This is a genomic window from Vibrio sp. 1-2 (7-a) (assembly GCF_013048515.1).
Classification (GTDB): domain Bacteria; phylum Pseudomonadota; class Gammaproteobacteria; order Enterobacterales; family Vibrionaceae; genus Vibrio; species Vibrio diabolicus.
In genome coordinates this window covers 232,740-255,839 of the sequence record NZ_VHSQ01000002.1, presented here as the reverse complement: position 1 = coordinate 255,839, position 23,100 = coordinate 232,740, and the positions used below count along the sequence as shown (strand labels likewise).

The 23,100-nt window shown below is 46.8% G+C and carries 19 protein-coding genes; 13 read left to right on the top strand and 6 right to left on the bottom strand.

Translation table 11 applies throughout. The features are described 5' to 3' along the window. Positions 1 to 37: 37 nt before the first annotated feature. Complete coding sequence (locus tag FKN08_RS08775) at positions 38 to 1,576, bottom strand: bifunctional diguanylate cyclase/phosphodiesterase (RefSeq protein WP_170891871.1); 1,539 nt, start codon at positions 1,574 to 1,576, stop codon at positions 38 to 40. Positions 1,577 to 1,939: 363 nt separating this feature from the next. On the opposite strand from FKN08_RS08775, the gene FKN08_RS08770 reads away from it, so the two are divergent. The 8 genes from FKN08_RS08770 (at position 1,940) to FKN08_RS08735 (ending at position 10,753) form a co-directional block, all read left to right on the top strand. After that, a complete protein-coding gene (locus tag FKN08_RS08770; protein ID WP_104970111.1) occupies positions 1,940 to 3,133 on the top strand; it encodes an acetate/propionate family kinase in 1,194 nt (397 codons plus the stop codon). Between the two features lie 354 nt (positions 3,134 to 3,487). Further along, positions 3,488 to 4,801 (top strand): methyl-accepting chemotaxis protein, encoded by a 1,314-nt coding sequence (locus FKN08_RS08765; protein ID WP_170891869.1) that lies wholly within the window; start codon positions 3,488 to 3,490, stop codon positions 4,799 to 4,801. A gap of 236 nt (positions 4,802 to 5,037) precedes the next feature. Next, entirely contained in the window at positions 5,038 to 5,694 is a 657-nt protein-coding gene (locus tag FKN08_RS08760) for an ABC transporter permease (protein WP_031780180.1), read from the top strand. A 24-nt stretch (positions 5,695 to 5,718) separates the two neighbouring features. Then, on the top strand, positions 5,719 to 6,888 hold the full coding sequence (locus FKN08_RS08755; RefSeq protein ID WP_046873661.1) for an ABC transporter ATP-binding protein: 1,170 nt from the start codon (positions 5,719 to 5,721) through the stop codon (positions 6,886 to 6,888). Next, positions 6,885 to 7,619 carry an ABC transporter permease gene (locus FKN08_RS08750; protein ID WP_170891867.1) on the top strand — a complete coding sequence of 245 codons (735 nt, stop codon included), beginning with the start codon at positions 6,885 to 6,887 and terminating at the stop codon, positions 7,617 to 7,619. The genes FKN08_RS08755 and FKN08_RS08750 overlap by 4 nt, the downstream gene beginning before the upstream one ends. A gap of 35 nt (positions 7,620 to 7,654) precedes the next feature. Next, positions 7,655 to 8,536 carry a glycine betaine ABC transporter substrate-binding protein gene (locus FKN08_RS08745; RefSeq protein WP_170891865.1) on the top strand — a complete coding sequence of 294 codons (882 nt, stop codon included), beginning with the start codon at positions 7,655 to 7,657 and terminating at the stop codon, positions 8,534 to 8,536. 4 nt (positions 8,537 to 8,540) lie between these two features. Continuing rightward, positions 8,541 to 9,377 carry a nitrilase-related carbon-nitrogen hydrolase gene (locus tag FKN08_RS08740; protein ID WP_170891862.1) on the top strand — a complete coding sequence of 279 codons (837 nt, stop codon included), beginning with the start codon at positions 8,541 to 8,543 and terminating at the stop codon, positions 9,375 to 9,377. A 14-nt stretch (positions 9,378 to 9,391) separates the two neighbouring features. Next, entirely contained in the window at positions 9,392 to 10,753 is a 1,362-nt protein-coding gene (locus FKN08_RS08735) for an MmgE/PrpD family protein (protein ID WP_170891860.1), read from the top strand. A gap of 28 nt (positions 10,754 to 10,781) precedes the next feature. On the opposite strand, the gene FKN08_RS08730 is transcribed toward FKN08_RS08735, so the two are convergent. After that, positions 10,782 to 11,738 carry a GlxA family transcriptional regulator gene (locus tag FKN08_RS08730; RefSeq protein ID WP_170891859.1) on the bottom strand — a complete coding sequence of 319 codons (957 nt, stop codon included), beginning with the start codon at positions 11,736 to 11,738 and terminating at the stop codon, positions 10,782 to 10,784. A gap of 154 nt (positions 11,739 to 11,892) precedes the next feature. Here FKN08_RS08730 and FKN08_RS08725 point away from each other — a divergent pair, with 154 nt between their 5' ends. The 5 genes from FKN08_RS08725 (at position 11,893) to FKN08_RS08705 (ending at position 18,496) form a co-directional block, all read left to right on the top strand. Next, positions 11,893 to 12,786, top strand: coding sequence for an alpha/beta hydrolase (locus tag FKN08_RS08725; RefSeq protein WP_170891857.1), 894 nt, complete (start codon positions 11,893 to 11,895; stop codon positions 12,784 to 12,786). Positions 12,787 to 12,844: 58 nt separating this feature from the next. Then, complete coding sequence (locus FKN08_RS08720; RefSeq protein ID WP_170891856.1) at positions 12,845 to 13,714, top strand: amidohydrolase family protein; 870 nt, start codon at positions 12,845 to 12,847, stop codon at positions 13,712 to 13,714. Between the two features lie 55 nt (positions 13,715 to 13,769). Then, complete coding sequence (locus tag FKN08_RS08715; protein WP_170891854.1) at positions 13,770 to 16,817, top strand: FAD-binding and (Fe-S)-binding domain-containing protein; 3,048 nt, start codon at positions 13,770 to 13,772, stop codon at positions 16,815 to 16,817. A gap of 208 nt (positions 16,818 to 17,025) precedes the next feature. Then, the gene (locus FKN08_RS08710; RefSeq protein ID WP_170891852.1) at positions 17,026 to 17,904 is read left to right on the top strand and encodes a DMT family transporter; all 879 of its coding nucleotides are present in this window, start codon (positions 17,026 to 17,028) and stop codon (positions 17,902 to 17,904) included. Between the two features lie 40 nt (positions 17,905 to 17,944). Continuing rightward, positions 17,945 to 18,496, top strand: a complete 552-nt coding sequence (locus FKN08_RS08705; RefSeq protein ID WP_170891850.1) for a DUF2301 domain-containing membrane protein — start codon at positions 17,945 to 17,947, stop codon at positions 18,494 to 18,496. Between the two features lie 8 nt (positions 18,497 to 18,504). Here the strand turns inward: FKN08_RS08705 and FKN08_RS08700 are convergent, their stop codons facing one another. Genes FKN08_RS08700 through FKN08_RS08685 form a run of 4 tightly spaced genes read right to left on the bottom strand, consistent with a single transcriptional unit; the run spans position 18,505 to position 23,081 of the window. Then, complete coding sequence (locus tag FKN08_RS08700; protein ID WP_170892046.1) at positions 18,505 to 19,413, bottom strand: hydroxymethylglutaryl-CoA lyase; 909 nt, start codon at positions 19,411 to 19,413, stop codon at positions 18,505 to 18,507. Further along, on the bottom strand, positions 19,413 to 20,252 hold the full coding sequence (locus tag FKN08_RS08695; protein ID WP_170891848.1) for an enoyl-CoA hydratase-related protein: 840 nt from the start codon (positions 20,250 to 20,252) through the stop codon (positions 19,413 to 19,415). The genes FKN08_RS08700 and FKN08_RS08695 overlap by 1 nt, the downstream gene beginning before the upstream one ends. A 29-nt stretch (positions 20,253 to 20,281) precedes the next feature. Next, complete coding sequence (locus FKN08_RS08690; protein WP_170891846.1) at positions 20,282 to 21,886, bottom strand: carboxyl transferase domain-containing protein; 1,605 nt, start codon at positions 21,884 to 21,886, stop codon at positions 20,282 to 20,284. A gap of 25 nt (positions 21,887 to 21,911) precedes the next feature. Continuing rightward, entirely contained in the window at positions 21,912 to 23,081 is a 1,170-nt protein-coding gene (locus FKN08_RS08685) for an isovaleryl-CoA dehydrogenase (protein ID WP_170891845.1), read from the bottom strand. Positions 23,082 to 23,100 lie beyond the last annotated feature (19 nt).

The following is a 23,100-nucleotide window of genomic DNA, read 5'->3' as shown; positions in this document are numbered from 1 at the left end:
CGTAAGAATTGAAAGCCGAGCGAAATGCTCGGCTTTTTTATGCGCGTCGAATACGGCTTTGTTTTTCATCGTGCTCATTTACCCAGGTTATTACTTCGTTTAAGGGTAGGGCTGGGCAGAACAAGTAGCCCTGAATGATGTCGCAGCCACGACTGCGTAAAAAATGCAGTGTATCCATGTCTTGAACGCCTTCTGCGACGACTGAATACCCTAGACCATGCGCTAACGCTATTGTGTTCTCAACGATAGAGCGGGTGCCCTCTGTCCGGCTTGCGGTACAAAGAAATGATCGGTCGATTTTAATTTGATCAACTGGGAGATCTCTCAAAAGCGACAGAGATGAATACCCGGTGCCAAAGTCGTCCAAGCTGATCTTAATACCCAATCCTTTGATTTGGTGAATTAGGGGGTTGAGCTCAACAACTCTATCAATCGCCATCGTTTCAGTAATCTCTAAGCTTATAAGGTCAGCAAATTGAGGGTTTACTTTGAGCAGTGTTTCCAAGCGGTTGAACAATAAATTAGACGAGAGATCTTTTGCAGATAAGTTAACGTGGACAGGAAGCTTGATGTCTTTTTCTATAAAGGTCTGGAGGTCTTTTTCAACTTGGTTGAGGACCCACATGGTGATGTTGTGCACTTGATTACTTCGCTCCGCGATGGGGATGAAGTCGTTAGGCGAAATCGTTTTACCATTTTCGTCATGCCAACGGATCACGGCTTCAAAGCCGACAGCTAAGTTAGTATGTGCGTCAATCAACGGTTGGTAGTACAGCTGGAACTCCTCTTTTTCCAGCGCACATTGAATACGAGAAGAGATTTCGAGCTGGTACTTGGCCCCGACGTTCATGTCCTCATTATAAAATGCAAAGAGGTTGCCATTTCGTTTGGCGTGATACATGGCAATGTCCGCGTGCTTTATCAATAGATCATTGGACAGAGCGTCATAAGGGTAGGTACTGACACCGAAAACAACGCGGGAAGAGACTTGAAACTCATCTAAATGGAAGCGATTAGACAGTGCTGAATCTAACTCTTTGATGAGACTTTTGCCTGTTTCCTCGCACGCTGACGAGGTGAGGATGACAAATTCATCGCCACCAACGCGGAAAATTTTGTCACTGCCTTTAAGTTTCTCTTGGAGACGTTGCCCAATTTGAATCAGTAGTTGGTCTCCACAAAAGTGTCCCATAGCATCGTTGACTTGTTTAAAGTTAACGACATCGAAAAGGATCACAGAGAAAGGGTCTCCAGACTGTATTCTATCTTCGATTAACTCAAAGCAGTATTTACGGTTAGGGAGTCCAGTAAGTGCGTCGTGAACGGCATTACGCTTCTCTTTTTCAGCAACGGTATGAAGTTCTAGTATGGAGTCGTTGCTCCATTTGATAACCAGCACCACAAAAATGCTGCCACCGAATAAAATGAGAGAAACTCCGGTTTCCAAGAGGGAAGCGATAGGTTTTTGCATTATAGCGTGTAAAAAAGCGGCATACGCAAAAATGAAACAGCTGATTAACAACAATAGGAAAGTCCACCCGGGTACATCAGTTCTCGAGCAGATGTTTTTTGTCATCTGCCATCCCCAGCAGAGCAAAATCAAACCTAAGATCACTAATAGAAATGCAATAGTGGGCACATTATTACCCCGATTTATTGATTGGTTTATTATTTTTGTTCACCCAATAAACAACGTAGCTCATATCTCTGAATTTGTACAAATTGACCTATTCATAAATTATGTTTAACAAGTCATATTTTTTAGTCTTCAAATAAAATCAAAACTTGCTACAGATCAACAAAATTTGTTCAATCAAATCGCTTTTACTAAAAGATTGTTGAAAGATTAAAAAATTATTGAATAATAGAGGGGCAAACAAGAAGTACGCAGCGCACAAGCGCTATTACAACCTCTGCTCTACAACAGGATAACTATTTCATGTCTAATTCGTTTGTACTGGTGATCAACTCTGGTAGCTCTTCATTAAAATTTGCTGTTATTGATTCTGAAACCGGTGAAGCTTTGGTATCAGGTATTGGTGAGTGTTTTGGCCTACCTGAAGCTGAAATCAGTTGGAAATATCAGGGAGAAAAAACCGTTGAAGCAATTCCTGCTGGCGGTAACCATCATCAGTACGCTGTTGAGCGAGTGGTAAAACTACTCGAGACTTTGGGTTTGAGCTCAAAATTTGTAGCTGTAGGTCACCGCATTGTTGCTGGTGGCGAAACCTTTAAAGGCACAGTAAAAGTCGATGAAAAAGTTATTCAAGAAGTTGAGCGTCTTGCTGAGCTAGCGCCACTTCATAACAAAGCGAATGCAGAAGGCATGCGAGCAGCAATGGCAGCATTCCCTTCACTGCCTCAATTCGCTGTGTTTGATACTGCTTTCCACCAAACAATGCCTGCAAAAGCGTTTATGTACGCGCTTCCTTACGAGCTTTACGAAGAGCATAAAGTGCGTCGTTACGGTGCTCACGGCACAAGCCACTACTACGTAAGCCGTGAAGCAGCGAAAATGCTAGATAAACCGGTTGAAGAAAGCAGCTTTATCACCGTGCACTTAGGTAACGGTGCATCAGTGAGTGCGGTTAAAAATGGCGAATGTGTTGATACAAGTATGGGTTTGACGCCGCTAGCAGGCCTAATGATGGGCACTCGTTGTGGTGACCTCGACCCAAGTGTTATCGAGTTCCTTTTCCGTAAAGGTTGGGAAAAAGACGAAGTGTTCGAGATGATGAACAAGAAGTCAGGCTTCTTAGGTGTATCCGGTGTAACAAGTGACGCACGTGGTGTACTAGAAGCCATGGAAGCGGGTAACACACGTGCGAAGTTGGCATTTGAAATTTTCACTTACCGTGTTGCGAAATACATTACTTCTTACTTAGCTGCTCTGGATTCATTAGACGGCATCATCTTCACTGGTGGTATTGGTGAAAACTCACTACCAATTCGTCGTGAAATCTTGAAAAACCTGAAACTGCTAGGTTTTGTTGAAGATGAGAAAGGCAACGAAGATGCAAGATTTGGCAACGCAGGTGTTATTGCAACATCTGAGTTGCTCGGTGCGAAAGCACTAGTTATTCCTACCAATGAAGAGTGGGTAATTGCTCAACAGTCGGTGGAACTGCTGTAAAACGGCAAAAATTTTGGGAACTAAGTCAAAGCCCTTTCCTTTATGGAAAGGGCTTTTTTTGATCCAAATACATCCTTTCTCCATACAACTATCCGCATTAATACGGATCTCTAATCGCTGCAAATTGCCTTAATATTGATAAATATATAAACAACTTGGGCGGTGAAGAAATTTCAGTATACTGCGCTTAAGTCATACCAAAGAAAAATAGCCTTATGTCATGTAGGTATCTCAGCTCGGAGACAGGAATTGCGTTTGAAGAACGATCAAACGAAATCGTATCTTTGCAGGCTATTGGGCATATAAATAATAAACCGTTGACTAGTTCGAAGATTAGTCAAATGAGAGAAAGTCATGTTTTTTAATAAGTCGCTTCAGCAAGAAAACCAACGATTAAAGCAGGATCTGCAACGCTTGCAGCAAATCCAACACAGTTTAGATGAAGAAATGCTTCGCTTAACGCTGGATAAGAAAGGCTGCATTACCTCTGTAAATACAAAACTTCAGCAACAACTCTTTTTCACTGATGCGGATATTTTAGCGAAACCGATTACCGAGTTGGTGCCATCAAATTCGCGCAATACAGAGCACTTTCATCGAATGAAGAGAGCCGTTCAAGACAAAGTATTTTGGAATGGCGCGATGCAAGTACTTAAAGGCAACGGCGAAGAAGCGTGGTTACGAACGGTTATCCAGCCTGTTTTAAACGAACATCAAGAAGTCGAAAGCTTTTTTGTGTTTGCTTCTGAGCTTACGCGAACGATCAAAACATCGCGTGAGCAAGAGGACATGCTTAATGCGTTGAGCCGTTCTATGGCGGTTATTGAGTTCACGTTAGATGGTAATGTATTAAAAGCCAATGGTAATTTCCTTAGTACGATGGGTTATACACTGGATCAAATTAAAGGGAAGCATCATCGTATGTTCTGCGATCAGGAAGAGGCTGGTTCTGAAGCTTATCGCGAGTTCTGGCAACGTTTGGCAAAAGGACAGTTTGCTTCAGACCGGTATAAGCGAGTTAACCGTTACGGTGAAGAGGTATGGTTAGAAGCCTCCTATAACCCTATCCATAACGATAGAGGAGAGCTCTACAAGGTCGTCAAGTTCGCGACCGACATCACCCAGCAGGTGATGCAAGAGCAGCAAATGGCTCAGGCTGCGCAATTGGCTAATGAAGTTTCTCAAGAGACCGGAACACAAACACTGCAAGGTCAGCAAGTGATAGGTTCGACGCTAGAAAAGGTGCAAACACTGTCTGACCAGATGCAGCAAGCGAATACGGCCATTGACGAGCTCAAAGCGCACTCATCACGCATTAGTGAACTGGTTAATAGCATCAGTGGTATTGCAGACCAAACTAACTTACTGGCGTTAAATGCGGCGATAGAAGCAGCTCGCGCGGGTGAGCATGGTAGAGGCTTTGCCGTTGTTGCTGACGAGGTCAGACAGCTTGCCACAAGAACCAATGCGACCACTGATGAAATTGTCACAATGGTAACTGAAAACTTAGAGCGAACCGATAATGCTGTCCAACTGATCGCCAAATGTCAAAAAGAAGCACTAGATACGCTAGAACTTTCAGAAAAAGCGGGGAATGTGATGAACGAAATACAAGATGGCGCTAGCCGTGTCGTAGAGGCTGTGGAGCAATTTAACCGCTCATTGTAGTGGGTTCTTCATGCTATCAATGGCTTTTTTCAGTTCCGATATAATCAACTTGTTTACTACTGCTGCTCATCGCCAATAAAGCGCTTTTTTTGGTGATGAGAAAGCTAATTATTTCCCTCCTTAATATTTCGTATTTCTATCTTAACGTGTCGCTATTTTACAACACTGTTAATAAAAAGTAGCGTAATTTAATCTCCTGTTAACTTGGTTGCGAATCACAGTTGGGGGAGACCTACTTGGACTTACTAAATTTCACCATAGATAACTTAGCGCTGCTAGGTACGCTTACCATGGAGCACATCTCTTTGGTCGCTCTGGCTGTTGGGCTTGCCATCCTAACTGGCGTACCTATCGGCATTCTTATCACACAAAATGAGCGCGTTGCGAAAGTGGTGCTTTACGTAGCGTCCATCATTATCACCATTCCTTCAATCGCACTGTTTGGTTTGATGATTCCTCTCTTATCGACCATTGGTCATGGGATTGGCTACGTGCCCGCCGTGATTACCGTACTGCTTTATTCTCAGCTGCCTATTATTCGCAACACTTATACCGCCATTCACAACGTAGAACCGTCACTCCGAGAGGCAGCTCGCGGCATCGGGATGACGCCTTTTCAGCGTTTGAAAATGGTGGAAATTCCATTGGCGATTCCGGTGATTATGGCGGGTGTGAGAACGGCAGTAGTAATGAATATTGGCGTTATGGCGATCGCCGCGTATATCGGAGCAGGAGGGCTAGGCGTGTTTATCAGCCGCGGCATCTCGCAAAGTGATCCTCGACAACTGATCGTTGGTGCCATCGCCGTCAGCCTTCTGGCTATCATCGCGGATTATGGATTGATTCGACTACAAAAAAGATTAACGCCACCGGGCCTGACTGCAGCTCGATAAAGGACAAATAATAGGGACATTCAAATGATCAAAATTGACAAGCTAACCAAAATTTTTGAAACGCCTAATGGCCCGGTGACTGCCGCAGATCACATTGAGATGGAAGTTCCCAGTGGTGAAATATGTGTGTTACTTGGCCCGTCCGGTTGTGGCAAAACCACCACGCTGAAAATGGTCAACCGAATTATTCCCGCGACATCGGGCAAGATCTATCTTGGTGGTGAAGATACTTCTGGGATGGATACGGTCACTCTGCGCCGCAACATTGGCTATGTTATTCAGCAAATTGGCTTATTTCCCAACATGACGATCGGCGAAAACATCGCGGTGGTTCCCAAGTTATTAGGGTGGGATAAGGCAAGGTACATGACGCGTGCAAAAGAGCTATTGGAGATGGTGGCTCTTGATCCTAGTGTCTTCCTTAATCGTTATCCAAATGAGTTGTCTGGCGGACAGCAGCAACGAATTGGAGTTGCTCGAGCTCTAGCTGCGGATCCTCCCGTTATGCTGATGGATGAACCTTTTGGTGCGATTGACCCGATCAACCGTGAAGTAATCCAGGATGAGTTCCTTAAAATGCAGCAAGAGCTCAACAAGACCATCATGTTTGTCAGTCATGACATTGATGAAGCGGTCAAAATGGCCGATAGAATCGCGATTTTCCGTGATGGTCATCTGGTTCAGTACGATACGCCTGACGATTTGCTCGCACACCCGAAAGATGATTTCGTGAAAAACTTTGTCGGAGATGATCGCGCACTTAAACGTCTACGCTTAGTTACGGCTGAGTCCGTCATGCAGACCACTTTTGCGTACGTGAAACCTAATGATACGCTTGCCGACGCTCTAACCAAAATTGACGCGTATGGGTATCGCGACGCCGTGATATTAGTGAATGACCAACACCAACCTATCGGTTATGTGCCAAAAGCTACCGCAATCAATATGAAGGGGTACTGCGGCGAACATTATGTCGGCCTGAAAACAATCGCCCGAACCACGGATGATCTGCGTAAAGTCGCATCGAAGATGTTCACGCACGACATTGTTTGGATGCCGTGTGTTGACGAGAATGGCCGCTTAGTGGGCGAAGTCACACAGCGCGGCATTACCCATTATCTAGGCGCAACTTATCAGCGCGATACCTCTCCTAGTCAGCCGCAGCCATTGCATCAGGCTAAGGAGGCATCGTGACCAATCAGCTTAAACAAACCTACTATTTCGTTTTATTGGCGTGTGTCTTTGCGTTGGGTATTTATTTACAAGGCGCGGGTACGATCGATGATTTCCTCTACTATCAAGAAGACATTGTTTATCTGACGTTTCAGCACATTGAACTGGTGCTGCTGTCTGGTGGATTGGCGATCCTAATCGCGATTCCCGTCGGCGTATTGCTCAGCCGTCCCCGTTTTCAGAAAGTCGCAGAATCGGCGATGCAGGTTTTGAATGTGGGGACCACGATTCCTACTTTAGCCATTCTCGCGCTGGCAATGAGCTTTCTTGGCATTGGCACCGTGCCTGCGGTATTTGGGCTGACGATTGCCTCGTTGTTGCCGATTGTCAGAAACACCTACATTGGACTGAAAGAAGTACCCGCTCATTTAAAAGAAGCGGCGTCAGGCATTGGTATGACCGAGTTACAAATGTTGTTTCAGGTTGAAATTCCTAATGCGCTGTTCGTCATTTTTGCTGGTATCCGCACGGCGTTAGCTGTCAACGTGGGCACCGCTCCACTGGCCTTCTTAATTGGTGGCGGTGGGTTAGGGGAGCTCATTTTTACCGGTATTGATCTGGATGAACCCATCATGATGCTGGCAGGTGCTATTCCTACAGCGATGTTGGCTATCGCTATCGACAGTGTGGTAGGAGCCGTTTCCTATGTCACTGTACCTAAAGGCTGTAACCCTATTAGAGCTAGACAATAACAATCCTAAAAATTGAACACAGACAGGAGTCAAACATGTTGAAGCAAATTACTCGCCGCTTGCTGGCCGTTGGTGTACTGCTTTCAAGTTTTCACGCATCTGCGGAAATCGTCGTAGGTGGTAAAAACTTTACAGAACAACAGCTTTTAACGGAAATTACGTCTCAATATTTAACCAAAAAAGGCTACGACGTTGATAAACGTTCGGGCATGGGCAGCGCGGTTTTGCGAAAAGCGCAAGAAAACGGCCAGATCGATCTTTATTGGGAATACACGGGCACATCACTGATCATTTACAACAAAGTCAAAGACAAGCTCCCAGCAGATCAAGTGTATCAACGCGTTAAGGAACTCGATGCGAAGAAAGGCCTAGTTTGGCTTAACCCTTCAAAAGCGAACAACACCTACGCGCTCGCTATGCGCAGTGACGATGCGAAACAACGTGGCATCTCAACCTTATCCGACTTCGCCGAGCAAATGCGTAAAGACCCGCCAATGACCATTGCTTTGAATGCGGAATTCTATGCACGAAAAGATGGCTTCCGACCTTTACAGAAAACCTACAAATTCAAAGCTTCACGAGACCAAGTGAAACGCATGGATACGGGGTTAACTTATGATGCGCTGAAAGGGAAAGAAGTCGATGCTGCGCTCGTATTTGCAACAGATGGTCGTATCAAAGCATTTGGTTTTACCGTTTTAACGGATGACAAACAGTTCTTCCCTGATTACGCGATCACTCCTGTGGTTCGCCAAGAAACGCTAGATGCGAACCCAGAGCTTGCCGAGCAAATGAACGCGCTTTCTGCGGCGATCGATGGCGATACGATGTCGACTTTGAATCAACAAGTTGATGTGGAGCGACGTTCGATCTCAGAAGTCGCAAGCCAGTTCCTATCTGAGCATAACTTGGGGTAATACCATGACTATCCTGCAAGTCAGTGTGGCCCAAATCAACGCCCAGTTAGGCGATGTGAATGCCAATCTGAATACTCATCAGGATTACATAAAGCAAGCTGCGGCCTTGGGGTCGCAGCTATTGCTGTTTCCTGAACTCTCCTTGACCGGATACCAGCTCCAATCTTCTGTGCGTGAAGTTGCCATGAAGCGTGATGATGCTCGGCTTAAAGAGCTTGCGCAACTTGCACCGCACATGTCCGTGATTGTCGGCTTTGTGGAACAGGCCGCTCCGGGAGAATACTACAACGCGATGGCTTGGTTGCTCGGTGGTACGGTGGTTGCTGTGCATCGCAAAATCAATTTACCAACCTATGGTGGGCTTGAAGAGGGCAAGTGGTTTCATTCGGGAGACGCAACCACCAGCGTTTCTCTTGATGATAATTGGCGAGGCTCGGTTTTAATTTGTGCCGATTTATGGAATCCACCTTTGGTTCATTGCGCGCTACTCGATAAGCCTGAAATCTTGCTCGCGCCGATCAATTCGGCCAGCAGTATTGTCAGTAAAGATTTTTCCAATGAAGACAACTGGTTAGTTAACGTTAAATTTTATGCGGTGCTCTACGGAACTCCAGTTTTGATGGCCAACCGTTACGGGCCAGAGGGCGAAGCGTGGTTTTGGGGAGGAAGCTGTATTTTGTCTGCAACGGGTGAGCTATTGGCGCAGGCAGAAGACGGTGAAACCTTGATAACTGCGACTTTGTTATTGGACGATATTGATAAAGCCAGATTCGAGCTGCCTACCATGCGAGACAGCAATACACCATTGATCACAACGCTATTGTCGAAGGCAAAACGCTAAAACTGGAGCAGTAGATGATGCAATCTATTCATCGATTTATTCACGAATTAACCTTTGAACAGCTTCCCGCTGACGTTATTGAACAAGCGAAATATTGCGTCTTGGATTTGTTAGGTGTCGCCGCAGCTGGTAAAGCGACGCAGCTGCAAAACATGGTAGCCAAACTCGCGCAGAAGCAGTTTGCCGGTGATACGCCGATGCTGTTTTCTGATCACACGGCTAGTGGTTGTGGGGCAACTCTATATGGCGGAATGTTGATTGACAGTATGGACGCGCACGACGGCCAAGTCCTGACGAAAGGCCATGTTGGCGTCGCTGTTTTGCCGGGGCTGCTCGCCAGTATGCATGGGTCAGCAGTTACGGGAGAAGAGTTATTAACGTCCCTCGTCATTGGCTACGAAATAGCAACTCGCGCCGGAATCGCGCTGCATCAAACCGCTTGTGATTACCATACTTCTGGTGCTTGGAATGCGTTGGGCGTCGCCGCGGTTTCTGCAAGAAGAAAAGGCTTGACGGATGCACAAACAGAGCATGCGCTCGGCATTGCTGAGTTTTATGGTCCACGCAGCCAAATGATGCGTTGTATTGAACATCCGACCATGCTCAAAGACGGCTCTGGCTGGGGAGCGATGGCGGGCTTTGCCAGTGCAGAACTGGCAGAAGAGGGCTTTACTGGCGCGCCAGCCGTGACTTTGCTGGACCAACAAACTCACGCTTTGTGGGCAGATTTAGGGCAGCGCTGGTATATCCTGGAGCAATACTTTAAACCGTATCCGGTTTGTCGTTGGGCTCAACCTGCGGTTGAAGCGGTGAGAGCGCTGCAACAAGAAAATAAACTAGAACCTGATGAGATTGAACTTATCGAAGTTCACAGCTTTCACCAGGCGGTGTGCCTGCATACCAAGCGCCCTGAGACAACCGAGCAGGCTCAGTACAGTTTGCCATTTTCAGTAGCGAGTGTGGTTATAGATAATACGGTCACGGTAGAAGCCGTCACCAAAGGACTGAAAGATCCTGCTCGCTTGGCACTTACGGAACGGATGAAGTTAATTGAAGAGCCTGCATACAATGATGAGTTTCCAGCCGAACGCTGGGCGCATGTCGTGGTGACGTTGAAAAATGGCGACAAACTGACTTCGCCTCCCTGTATTGCGCGAGGTAATCCTGAAAATCCTCTCAGTCGAGACGAGATGCGAGGTAAGTTTCGTACTTTGGCAGAGAAAGAACTGCCCGCTTCACGCGTTTCAGCGATAGAAGAGGGCTGTTTGCAACTTGATAAAGCCAGTAAAGAGCGGGTACTTGCTTGGCTATCATTGCTTTACCAAGGCACGTTGTCTGATAAGCCGTCTGACACGTCGCCTGACACATCACGATGAGATCGAACTTCTTTTCTCTTACTTAATCTTAAGCTAAACGTCGCTCTTCACGCGGCGTTTTTTCATAGCGTTTTTTGTAGCAGCGCGCAAAATACGATGTAGAACTGAACCCACAAGCGGTGCTGATTTGGGTGATGGACAGCATGGTTTGCAACAACAAATGTTGAGCACGTTCTAAGCGCAATTGAAGGTAGTAATTACCTGGTTTGTCTTGCAAGTATTGCAAAAATAACCTTTCCATCTGCCTGACCGATAACCCTACTTGTTCGCCAATTTCATAGCACTTTAGCGGCTCTTCCATGTTGGCTTCCATGATCTCTACAGCGTCGAGCAGGCGCGGGTGGCGGATGTTGTGCTTACGGATTAACGACATCCGCTGTTTATCATGCGCTGGTCGAATCGCAGGGTGAATGCATTGCTCTGCCACTTGATTCGCCAAGTCACTCCCATGTTGGTTTGTAATTAAATGAAGCATCATATCCAAACCGGCTAAGCCGCCCGAACAAGTTGGTGTGCGTGGGTCGAATTCGTACAACTCACTGGTCACGTTAATGTTTGGAAACTCCTCTGCCAGGCTATTGGCGGACTCCCAATGCACGGTGCACGTTTTATTTTTTAATAGGCCAGCTTTTGCTAACAATACGCTGCCTGTCGAAGTCGAGCCCACGGCGATGCCTTGACGAAGCGCTTGCTTTAACCACTGATTCACCGAGCCACTCGCAGCAGCAACATGGGCGCCAATACCTGCCACAACTAGAAGCAAGTCTAAATGAGCAATGTTGTTGACTGACTGTGTTGGCGAGAATGAAACGCCATTACTGGCCGACACTTCTTTATTTTCGAATCCATAAATATCCCACTGATACAAATCGCAACCAGCGAGGCGGTTGGCCATTCGAAGAGGTTCGATAACCGCCGAAAAAGAGAGCATCGAAAAATCAGGAATAAGGAAAAAACCAATGCGATACGTGTGTGTCGTTTTCATTCTCTGTGGTCACCAAGTGGGCAGTTCATCTATGTCGTATTTCTGGATAAGAATGTCGCAATTGTTAAATTATTGCTATCAAAATTCGAACATGATGTGACTTAAGACAAGGACTTCTTTGTCGAGCATACACATTCATTTGGACGAGATAATTATGATTGAACAAAAAGCCCCAGTAATTAGTGATGGTCTACGCCTTGATGGCGCTTTCTTTACTGACGAGAACGTTAACAACCCAGACTTACCGATCGTCATTGTCTGCTCAGGCTTTACTGGGCAAAAAAATATTCACCCAGAGCGTTACGCGAGAGCCTTAACTGCGAAGGGCTTTACGGTATTCGGATTTGACTACCGTGGCTTTGGTGAATCTGAAGGCATTCGTGAGCGAGTTATTCTGGATGAACAAGTACGCGACATCGCTAATGCGGTTGCGGTTGTGAAAAAGCGCGCTAACGAGGAATGCCGCAAAGTCGTACTGGCTGGCTGGGGCATGGCAGGGGGATTAATTCTTGATGCTTACCGAGTTTGCCAAGATGCGATTGATGGCCTTATCTCCATGAACGGCTTTTATGATGCGGTACGTGTTCAGGTTGCTCAACGTGGTGAACACGGTTGGAAAGCGTTCCGTCAATTTATGTTAGAAGAGCGTACACGTCTTGCTCTTGGTGGAGAAAAGCAGGGGATTGATCCATTTGAAATCTACCCGCTTGATCCAGTAAGCCGCGAATATGTATTCACTGAACTGGTCAAAGCGCCGGGCTATGGCGTGACATCTGATCTGGATTTTGCGGATTCTCTCATCAATTTCAAACCGGAAGCTCTACTGGACGAGCGATTTGCAGACGCGCCAATCTTGATTGCGCACGGTGCAGAAAACGACCTTCACCCAGTGACCGAAGCAAAGTCGCTGTACGCGAAATACCCTGGGCCGAAATCTCTATTCTTACTGCCGGAAGGTGGTCACACCGAGTGGATGTTGGACGACGATCCTAAGTTTATTCAGTTCTCTGGCGTGATCGCAAACTGGTTGAGTGAGAACTTCAGTTAAGTCTTCAAGAGGTGCTTTCGTTGATGGCACCTCTACCTTTCTGACAGGATGATTTTCGATGAGCATAATTCCATTTTGTGAAGCGGCTGACCCATTTGTAAATAAACCAACAATCGCGATTCCTGCAGGCGCGGTTGATTGTCACGCCCACGTTTTTTCTTCACGTTATCCGTACTGTGAAACGCGAACCTACACGCCACCCGATGCCAGCGTCGGCGCGTACCTGCATTTGCATCAGCAATTAGGCATTCGTCATGGCGTGCTGGTTCAGCCGAGTGTGTATGGCAATGACAACCAGTTGCATCTTGATACATTACGGTATTTACGCCAGCAAGGTTACGACTACAAAGGCGTCGCGGTCGTGGATGCGGATGTGTCCGAGCAAACGCTGGATGAGCTACAAGAAGCGGGATTTTGTGGGGTGCGGATGAATCTACTGTTTAAAGGTGGTATTGAGTGGCGTGATGTTGAACGTTTAGCGGCTCGCCTTGCAGAGCGACACTGGCACCTTCAATGCTTAATTGATGTTTCGCAGTTTGATGACTTATATCAGCGATTAAGGGCTTTACCCGTGCCCGTAGTGATTGATCATCTTGGACATATGCCAACAAACAAGCTTATTTCTCATCCTGGTTTTCAAACCTTATTGAAGCTTAAGGCCGAAGGGAAAGTGTGGACAAAACTGTCGGCTCCGTATCGTTTGTCGCCTCAATCGCCGCCTTATGATGACGTTTCTCCATTTGCTCAAGCTTTGTTAGAAGCGAATGAAGAGCAATGTGTCTGGGGTTCGGATTGGCCTCACCCATGTTTTGCTGCTGAGATGCCAAATGATGGCCAGTTGTTAGATACCTTGTGGCACTGGACGCAAGATACGACACTGTTTAGCAAGATTCTGGTCGATAACCCCAAGCGCCTCTACCGCTTTTAACTCCACATTCATGTTATGAACCTAAAAAGACAACCGTAAGGCACCGATTCAAATTATGCTTCCTGCACTTCCGCTACAGGTTTCCTCTGATCCTGTGGTTATCAAGTTCTTTAACACCCTTAAACAACTTGGTTTCAAGGGGGATACTGATGCTCGTTATACCACTCGATTGAGTATGGCGACTGACAACAGCGTCTACCAGCAACTTCCTTTGTCGGTCGTCTTTCCTGCCAACCATCATGATGTGGTAATACTTGGCAAGGTCAGTGCACGTGATGAATTTAAGCACCTGACCTTTTCGCCCAGAGGAGGCGGAACGGGCACCAACGGACAATCATTGAACTCGGGGGTCGTGGTTGACCTGTCTCGCTACATGAATCGAGTGTTAGAGATTAACGAGCAGGAAGGCTGGGTGAGAGTGGAAACTGGGATAGTCAAAGACCAACTCAATGACATCGTTCGCCCTTATGGTTATTTCTTCTCGCCAGATCTGTCGACCAGCAACCGCGCAACATTAGGTGGGATGATTAATACCGATGCATCAGGCCAAGGCTCTTTGCAATATGGTAAAACCTCGGATCATGTGTTGGCGCTCAAAGCGGTATTGGCGGATGGTTCGGTGCTCGATACCGAAGCTATTCAACAAAACAAATGGTTAAACAGTGATGTAGTATCGCGAGCGTTAAAAATTACAGAGAAAGTTTGTCGAGACAAGCGTCAACAGATTTTGGATAAGTTTCCTCCTCTGAATCGCTTTCTTACTGGTTATGACCTAAAAAACGCCATCAACGACAAGAGTGAAGAGTTTGACGTCACGAGAATATTATGTGGCTCTGAAGGCACGTTAGCTTTTATCACTGAAGCCAAGCTCAATCTTACGCGAATACCTACCACGCGACGGTTAGTGAACGTTAAATACGATAGCTTTGATTCTGCATTGCGAAATGCTCCCTTGATGGTCGAAGCAGAGGCGCTATCGGTAGAGACGGTTGATGCAAAGGTGCTTAATCTTGCAAGAGAAGACATAGTCTGGCACTCGGTAAAACACGCGATCTCAGATGTGCAGGGCAAAGAGATGCAAGGGATTAACTTTGTCGAGTTCGCAGGCAGTCATAGCGATGATATTGAAGATAAAGTTGAACGCTTACTTTCAATTCTCGATAACGAAATGGCTCACCGACGCAGTGGTATCATCGGTTATCAAGTCTGTCGTGAACCCCAAGACATCCTGGCCATTTATGGCATGCGCAAGAAAGCGGTCGGGCTGCTTGGCGCGACCAAAGGTCAGGCAAAGCCGATTGCATTCGCGGAAGATACCTGTGTGCCGCCTGAAAATTTGGCGGACTTTATCGAGGAATTTCGTACGTTGCTAGACCGCAATAACCTGCATTATGGCATGTTTGGTCATGTGGATGCTGGCGTCCTTCACGTGCGTCCGGCGCTCGATATGTGTGACCCTGAGCAGGAAGCGTTGATGCATCAACTGTCCGATGATGTGGTCGCGCTGGTGGCAAAATACAATGGCTTAATGTGGGGAGAGCACGGTAAAGGATATCGCTCAGAATATGGACCTGCCTTCTTTGGTGATGAGCTCTTTACTGAATTAAGGCGCATTAAAGCGGCGTTTGACCCAGACAATAAAATGAATCCGGGGAAGATTTGCACACCACTGAATAGCGACGCTGAAATGGTAAAAGTCACAGCGACCAAGCGTGGCTACTATGATCGTCAGATCCCCGTAGCAGTCCGAGAGTCGCTTAAGCCCGTGCTGTCTTGCAATGGCAATGGGCTGTGTTTTAATTACGATGCTGATAGCCCAATGTGTCCATCATTTAAAGTAACAGCCGATCGTCGCCACTCTCCGAAAGGGAGGGCTGGGATAATGCGTGAATGGCTGCGTCGCCTGAATGACAGTGGTTTCGACTTGCTCGCTAACGAACAACAGCTTCTCAATCAAACGTTATCGGTTAAGCTTTTGGCTCAGAAGCTGAGTCAACTGATATCTCGACCCACATCTGATGACCTATCGCATGAAGTTTATGAGGTGATGAATGGCTGTCTAGCGTGCAAAGCGTGTGCGAGTCAGTGTCCTGTTAAAGTTGATGTGCCTGATTTTAGAGCACGTTTTTTACACGTTTATCACTCGCGTTATCGCAGACCTCTGCGCGACTATCTGGTGTCGAATATTGAGCAACTGCTGCCGATTATGGCAAAAGCTCCCAAGCTGGTTAATCAAATTGCATCTAGTAGGCCCGTTACGCAAGTATTAGAGACATCCATCGGTTTTATTGATTCGCCAGTGCTATCTATCCCTACGTTGCAAAGTCGATGTCAGGCACTTGGCGTGAGCCCGTTTGACTTTGCGTATCTAGAATCGCTTTCCCCAGAAGTGAAGCAAAATTACGTCTTGATTGTTCAAGATCCATTTACCAGCTTTTATGAAGCCGAGTTGGTTGCGGACTTTATTCAGTTATTGCAGCGGTTAGGGAAACACCCTGTTGTTCTGCCTTTCAAACCTAATGGGAAAGCTCAACATGTAAAAGGTTTCCTTAAGGCATTCGCCAGAAATGCACAAAACACTTCGGATTTTCTCAACCAAGTTGCTGAGCTTGAAATTCCTATGATCGGTATCGATGCTGCCTTAGTGCTTTGTTATCGTGATGAATACCATCAGGTTCTAAAAGAAAAGCGGGGCGAGTTTACAGTTTATACGGCTCATGAATGGCTGGTGGATACACTCAATGAATGGCCGCCAGTAAGTTTATCAGACGAAGAGCCTTGGTATTTGATGGCGCATTGCACAGAAAAGACCAAAGTACCGGAGACTGAGAAGTCTTGGCAGTCTATTTTTCATCACTTTGGTTTAAAGCTGCAAGTGATACCTGCGGGATGTTGTGGCATGGCAGGGACATTCGGCCATGAAGTGGATAAGAAAAGTACGTCTGAAGCTATTTATCAGCTGAGTTGGAAACCGAATATAAAGAACCTGCCCACCGAGCGTGTGTTAGCCACGGGATATTCCTGCCGCAGTCAAGTTAAGCGTTTTGAAGGGGAGGTCGTTCGACATCCGGTCCAAGTTTTAGCCAGTTTGTTTAGTGCATAAGATGCTTAGGCAATTTAGTATACGAAAACGCTTGCCTTAAGACTTTACCTGCCTTTAATGTATCCGACCGCAGAACTTCAATCTGCTTAACAACACAGGAGAGAATTGGGCTTTCACTTCCGCTCGACAGAAACTCCTTTCAAATTGATACAACAGCGCAGCAAACTTCCCTTGCTGCGATACTGTGTTCCATATTTTGTGAGTACTTATGTTTAACTCAGAACGCAAAGCGACGGTTATTCTGGTTGCGACAACGATGATCGCGGCACTTGGTTGGATCTTTTCTAAGGAAACAATACAGGGTTTACCACCTTTCGGCTTTATCGGGGCGCGATTTACTATCGCTTCGCTCTGCTTGCTGCCTCTATGTTACCGACCTTTGCTGAAAGCAAACTTAAAAGATGTGTTATCTGCTAGTGGTGTCGGACTCCTGTTAGGCAGTGCCGTTATGACATGGATTTACGCCATTTCTATCAGTAATACTCTCGGGGAAGGCGCATTTATCATGAGCCTTTCCATGCTGTTTGTGCCGATTGTTGCATGGGTTATGTTTCGTCAACGACCACAACGAATTTTCTGGCTTTCTTTGCCTATCGCTGTATTAGGTCTTGCTTGTCTTTCTTTAGTTGGTGGCTGGAAACAATCGGCCAGTCAATTGTGGTTTCTTGGTGCAGCACTGGTTTTGGCGCTTCATTTTAATGTGAACAGCAAATACTCTCAAAAACTACCTGTGCTGCTGCTTACTTGCGTGCAACTTTTTTCAGCAGGTTGTTTAGGTTTGTTGGTTTCATTTTTTATGGAATCTTTCCCGGCTGAGGTGGACTCCTCTATTTGGTGGTGGTTTGCGTTGAGTACCTTATTAGCGACGAGCTTGCGTTACGTAATGCAAACCATGGGGCAAAAATTTGTTCAGGCAGGTAATGCTGCCTTGATCATGATATTAGAGCCAGTTTGGACCGTCATTCTGAGCGTGCTGTGGTATGGCGAAGTGCTAACGGCAAATAAGCTAGTAGGCTGTGTGCTTATCTTATTCTCTCTTATTATTTATCGTACTGGCGGGCGATTTCGTTTGTCTATCCCTAGGTAGCTTCAAGAAATGTGGGTAGGGAACAATTTAGGAGTGAAGCATGGCCAATACTGAGCATCAGGAATCACTAGACTTTTTAGATATTTTAAGTGTCTGTTTATACCGTTTAGGAATTAGCGTATTTGCCTTTGGACTTATCGCGATGACGATATCGGGTTTGCACCTTATTGAAGGTTCGGCATTTTATGATCGAAATGTGTTGCTGCTCATCGCCATTGCAGGTGTATTAACTGCAGCCAATATCCATGTCTACAGTAAAACTGTGCGTACTGTCATCAGCTGGTCAACTTGGGTGGGACTGCTCTTCATGGTGAGCGATCCAGACTTATCCCGCGTATGGCTTTCTCTTGGTTTTGTCTTTGTCACTTTTTCCGGTGTGGCGCTGAAAGAGTCCTTTTGTTTTAAAGTTCCAGGCTTGAAAGCGATGCCAGTGCTACTTGCCATCGCAACCTTTGCGTTTTGTTTCGAAATACTGACGGTAGCGACTATTGCGACAGGGTTGTCTGGCTTAATTATGGGCTTCCTGTCTATATCAAAGTGGCGGATGCCACTTCATTTTGATATCGGTATCAAAGCAAACTACGAGGTTTAATAAACGTCTTACGTTAGAGATGTCATACGGTTACGCAAAGCTAGCGATACTTTTGACGTGGGTTCTCGATTAAGCTCTTCGCTGATCATCCAGCCAGCTTTTGCTAACAGCTCCAAGTCGATCCCCGTTTCGATCCCTAATCCTTGGCATAAATACAGTACATCCTCCGTCGCGACATTCCCCGAGGCACCATGAGCGTATGGACATCCTCCCAGCCCAGCTACACTGCTGTCGATGGTATTGATGCCCATACTCAATGCTTGATGAATATTGGCGAGCGCTTGTCCCCATGTATCGTGGAAATGGACAGCAAGCTGGGGAAGAGGTGCAACCAACATGACGGCTTCCAGCATAGCAGCAATTCGATTTGGCGTGCCTGTGCCGATGGTATCGCCTAGGGATACTTCATAGCACCCTAAATCGATGAGTGACTTGACCACGCTCGCTACCTGTTTAGGGTCTGTCGGACCGTCGTAAGGGCAATCGGCAACGCAGGATAGATAACCTCGAACAGGGATGCCGTGTTTGGTGGCTAATCGCATTACAGGCTCGAAGCGAGTTAAACTTTCTGCAATCGAGCAATTGATATTGTGTTGGCAGAATCCTTCTGATGATGAAGTGAAAAGTGCGACCTGATTGGCACCAGCCTCCAAGGCTTGTTCGAAGCCTTTTAGGTTTGGTGTCAGGGCAGAATAAGTAACATGATTTCGCCTTGTTATTGCTTTCATGACCTCTGTTGAGTCCGCCATTTGTGGCACCCATTTGGGCGAAACAAAAGAGCCCGCCTCAATATGCGTTAGCCCAGTATCAGAGAGTAAGTTGATCAACCGGATTTTAGTCTGGGTCGCAACAGGAGATTCATTTTGCAATCCATCTCGTGGACCTACTTCGACAATATTTACTTTGGAAGGCAGCATTACTTGTCCTGTGATTTGGTTACCCAACTTGGGCTTCGTTTTTCAAGAAACGCTTGCAAGCCATCTTGGCCTTGTGGCGATACCCTAATGTCCGCAATGAGCTTGCTAGTATAGCGAATCAGTTGTTGATCGATGGGGTTTTGATGACATTGGTGACAGAGCGTTTTCGCTTTACGCATCGCATCTGGGCTATTAAGTAGTAACGTCTTGATCACGCTATCGACCGCATTTTCAAGTTGTTTGGCTTCTTTCACTTCGTGCACAATACCAAACCGTTCGGCATCCTCGGCTGAAATGACTTCACCACTTAAAATATAACGTCTAGCTTGTCGATTCCCCATCGCGCGCATGACGTAGGGTGCAATGGTTGCCGGAACTAAACCAAGCTTAACTTCACTTAAGCAAAAGTTGGCACATTGGCTCGCGATGGCGATATCACTGCAACAAATCAATCCCAGCGCGCCGCCATAAGCGGAGCCTTGTACAACCGCGATGGTGGGTTGAGGGAACGAATCTAGTGTTTCCATGAGTCTTGCCAAGTTTTGGGCATCAACGAAATTATCTTGCCTCGTGCTGTCGGCCATCGACTGCATCCAATTCAGGTCGGCCCCGGATGAAAAGTGCTTGCCGTTACTTTTTAATACCAAGCATCGCACATCCGTTCGTAAAGCGAGATAATCTAGGCGGTGGATCAGCAAGTCGATCGTACAAGCATCAAAAGCATTGTGCTTGGCTGTTCTGTTTAGAGTGATGGTCGCTACGCCATTGTCATCGACATGCCAAAGAACATCATCTTGTCTTTGGGCGTTGGGAATAATGCTTGGTTGCATTTCCTGCATACTTACTTCCTTAATTTATCTCTGGATATTTACATTCTGAAGACGCCAAACTCGCTATCAGGAATGGGGGCATTTAATGCTGCCGTTAGCGCTTGACTCAACACCTGACGCGTTTGTTTGGGGTCAATAATTCCGTCATCCCATAGCCGAGCGCTCGCAAAATAGGGATGTCCTTGTGTTTCATACAAGTCTATGATTGATTCTCTAAAAGTGTGTTCTTCTTGCTCTGACCACGCTTCCCCCTGGCGTTCCTTCGCGTCTTTTCGAACTTGTGTTAAGACGCCTGCCGCTTGTTCTCCGCCCATCACAGAAATACGAGCGTTCGGCCACATCCACATCATGGTTGGATCATAAGCTCGGCCGCACATGCCATAATTGCCAGCGCCGTACGACCCACCGATGATTACGGTAAACTTCGGTACGTCAGCACAAGCGACGGCCATCACCAGCTTGGCGCCATGTTTTGCGATGCCTTCTTCTTCCACCTTTTTCCCAACCATAAATCCGGTAATATTTTGGAGAAAGAGAAGCGGTGTTTTCCGTTTGGCGCAAAGTTCAATAAAGTGCGCGCCTTTTTGTGCCGATTCAGAAAACAAGATGCCGTTGTTTGCCACAATGCCGATCAAGTGTCCGTGAACGCGAGCAAAGCCACACACTAACGTTCTGCCGTACAAGACTTTGAATTCGTCGAAATCAGAATCATCGACGATACGGGCGATGATTTCTCGGACGTCGAATGATAGTCGTAAGTTGGCATTCACGATTCCGTAGATTTCTTCAGCATCGTAGCGGGGAGGTAGCACGGTGTTTTCCGGCTTAATCGGTTTTGCTCTATTGGCATTGGCAATGGCTTCTCGGGCAAGCATTAGGGCATGCTCATCATTTTCAGCGTAATAATCAGCAACACCAGATTTACGACAATGCACGTCTGCACCGCCGAGCTCTTCACCCGTCACGACTTCGCCAGTGGCCGCTTTAACTAGAGGCGGTCCCGCCAAAAATATGGTGCCTTGCTCTTTGACCATAATGGACACATCCGCCATGGCAGGAACATATGCGCCCCCAGCAGTGCAAAGCCCCATCACAACAGCAACCTGAGGGATGCCTTTTGCTGACATCCTCGCTTGGTTAAAGAAAATGCGACCAAAGTGTTCTTTGTCGGGGAAGACGTCGGACTGATGAGGGAGATTTGCGCCACCGGAGTCCACCAAGTATACGCAGGGGAGTTGGCAACGTTGGGCTATCTCTTGCGCTCTAAGGTGTTTTTTTACCGTGAGTGGGTAGTAGGTTCCGCCTTTTACCGAAGCATCGTTGGCGATGACCATACATTGAATCCCCGCTATGAAACCAATGCCGGCGATAACGCCAGCGCAGGGGATGGATTCGTCATACACTTGCCAGGCGGCAAACTGGCTGATTTCAAGAAAGTCAGTGTTGTCATCAAGCAAGCGCGCGATGCGTTCTCGGGCGGGGAGTTTTCCTTTTTGCCTCTGGTGCTGAATGGCTTTTTCACCGCCTCCCTGTTTGATGGTCTCGATGTGTTGATTCAGTTGAGTGACCAACGTTTCCATCGCAGCTTTATTGGAAAGAAATAACTCGTCAGTTGGCTTAGTTTTACTTTTGATAATGGCCATAATGACTTCCTTGTCGTATGTTCCCTTAGCGAGATTCTTCGAACAGTTCTCGGCCTATTAACATGCGGCGAATCTCTGAGGTACCCGCGCCGATTTCATAAAGCTTTGCATCACGTAGCAAACGACCAGCAGGGTATTCATTGATGTAGCCATTCCCACCGAGCAACTGTATTGCATCAAGTGCCATTTGTGTGGCGAGTTCTGCACTGTACAGAATCGCTCCTGCGGCATCTTTGCGTGTTGCGTTACCTCGATCACAAGCCGCTGCGACGGTATATACATACGCTTTTGCTGCACTCATTCGAGAGTACATATCGGCGATCTTGCCCTGAACTAACTGAAACTCGCCAATGGATTTTCCAAACTGCTCTCGTTCATGTACGTACGGGACCACAATGTCCATGCAAGCTTGCATTATCCCGAGTGGTCCGGCAGCGAGGACGACGCGCTCGTAATCCAGCCCACTCATTAACACCTCGACGCCTTGATTCAGCTCGCCAAGAATATTCTCTTTCGGCACTACGCAATTGTTAAATACAAGTTCGCAAGTGTTCGAGCCTCTCATACCTAGTTTGTCCAGCTTTTGAGCATGGCTGAAACCTTCTACGTTGCGTTCAACAATGAATGCGGTAATACCTCGTGAACCTGCGCTGACATCCGTTTTAGCGTAAAGCACTACTATGTCAGCGTCGGGACCGTTGGTGATCCACATTTTGTTGCCATTCAGTACAAAATGGTCGCCCTTGTTCTCCGCTTTCAGTTGCATGCTTATCACGTCTGAACCGGCATTGGGCTCACTCATAGCTAGGGCGCCAACGTGCGTACCATCGATGAGTCTGGGAAGGTATTTCTTGCGTTGAGAAGGCGTGCCATTGCGAAAGATCTGATTGACGCACAGATTAGAATGAGCGCCGTAGCTTAAAGCGACGGAGGCAGAGGCTCGGCTGATCTCTTCCATCGCTACAACGTGAGCAAGGTATCCCATGCCTGCACCACCAAGTTCTTCATCGACGGTGACACCGAGCAACCCCATATCTCCAAACAAAGGCCACAAATGCTTCGGAAACTGGTTATCGCGGTCTATATCTGCGGCGATGGGAGCAATATGCTCCGTAGCAAAGGCATTAACGTGGTCCCGGAGCATATCGATGGTATCACCAAGTCCGAAATTCAGTGGGGCGTAGGTGCTTTTCATAACGTCTCCCGATATCAGA

What these genes read in the sequence shown, in the direction of transcription:
- FKN08_RS08720 (WP_170891856.1), top strand. Translation starts at nt 12,845, where the DNA reads ATGAGCATAATTCCATTTTGTGAAGCGGCTGACCCATTTGTAAATAAA.
- FKN08_RS08745 (WP_170891865.1), top strand. Translation starts at nt 7,655, where the DNA reads ATGTTGAAGCAAATTACTCGCCGCTTGCTGGCCGTTGGTGTACTGCTT.
- FKN08_RS08730 (WP_170891859.1), bottom strand. Translation starts at nt 11,738, where the DNA reads ATGAAAACGACACACACGTATCGCATTGGTTTTTTCCTTATTCCTGAT.
- FKN08_RS08725 (WP_170891857.1), top strand. Translation starts at nt 11,893, where the DNA reads ATGATTGAACAAAAAGCCCCAGTAATTAGTGATGGTCTACGCCTTGAT.
- FKN08_RS08695 (WP_170891848.1), bottom strand. Translation starts at nt 20,252, where the DNA reads ATGCAGGAAATGCAACCAAGCATTATTCCCAACGCCCAAAGACAAGAT.
- FKN08_RS08700 (WP_170892046.1), bottom strand. Translation starts at nt 19,413, where the DNA reads ATGCTGCCTTCCAAAGTAAATATTGTCGAAGTAGGTCCACGAGATGGA.
- FKN08_RS08755 (WP_046873661.1), top strand. Translation starts at nt 5,719, where the DNA reads ATGATCAAAATTGACAAGCTAACCAAAATTTTTGAAACGCCTAATGGC.
- FKN08_RS08705 (WP_170891850.1), top strand. Translation starts at nt 17,945, where the DNA reads ATGGCCAATACTGAGCATCAGGAATCACTAGACTTTTTAGATATTTTA.
- FKN08_RS08765 (WP_170891869.1), top strand. Translation starts at nt 3,488, where the DNA reads ATGTTTTTTAATAAGTCGCTTCAGCAAGAAAACCAACGATTAAAGCAG.
- FKN08_RS08690 (WP_170891846.1), bottom strand. Translation starts at nt 21,886, where the DNA reads ATGGCCATTATCAAAAGTAAAACTAAGCCAACTGACGAGTTATTTCTT.
- FKN08_RS08770 (WP_104970111.1), top strand. Translation starts at nt 1,940, where the DNA reads ATGTCTAATTCGTTTGTACTGGTGATCAACTCTGGTAGCTCTTCATTA.
- FKN08_RS08775 (WP_170891871.1), bottom strand. Translation starts at nt 1,576, where the DNA reads ATGACAAAAAACATCTGCTCGAGAACTGATGTACCCGGGTGGACTTTC.
- FKN08_RS08710 (WP_170891852.1), top strand. Translation starts at nt 17,026, where the DNA reads ATGTTTAACTCAGAACGCAAAGCGACGGTTATTCTGGTTGCGACAACG.
- FKN08_RS08685 (WP_170891845.1), bottom strand. Translation starts at nt 23,081, where the DNA reads ATGAAAAGCACCTACGCCCCACTGAATTTCGGACTTGGTGATACCATC.
- FKN08_RS08740 (WP_170891862.1), top strand. Translation starts at nt 8,541, where the DNA reads ATGACTATCCTGCAAGTCAGTGTGGCCCAAATCAACGCCCAGTTAGGC.
- FKN08_RS08715 (WP_170891854.1), top strand. Translation starts at nt 13,770, where the DNA reads ATGCTTCCTGCACTTCCGCTACAGGTTTCCTCTGATCCTGTGGTTATC.
- FKN08_RS08735 (WP_170891860.1), top strand. Translation starts at nt 9,392, where the DNA reads ATGATGCAATCTATTCATCGATTTATTCACGAATTAACCTTTGAACAG.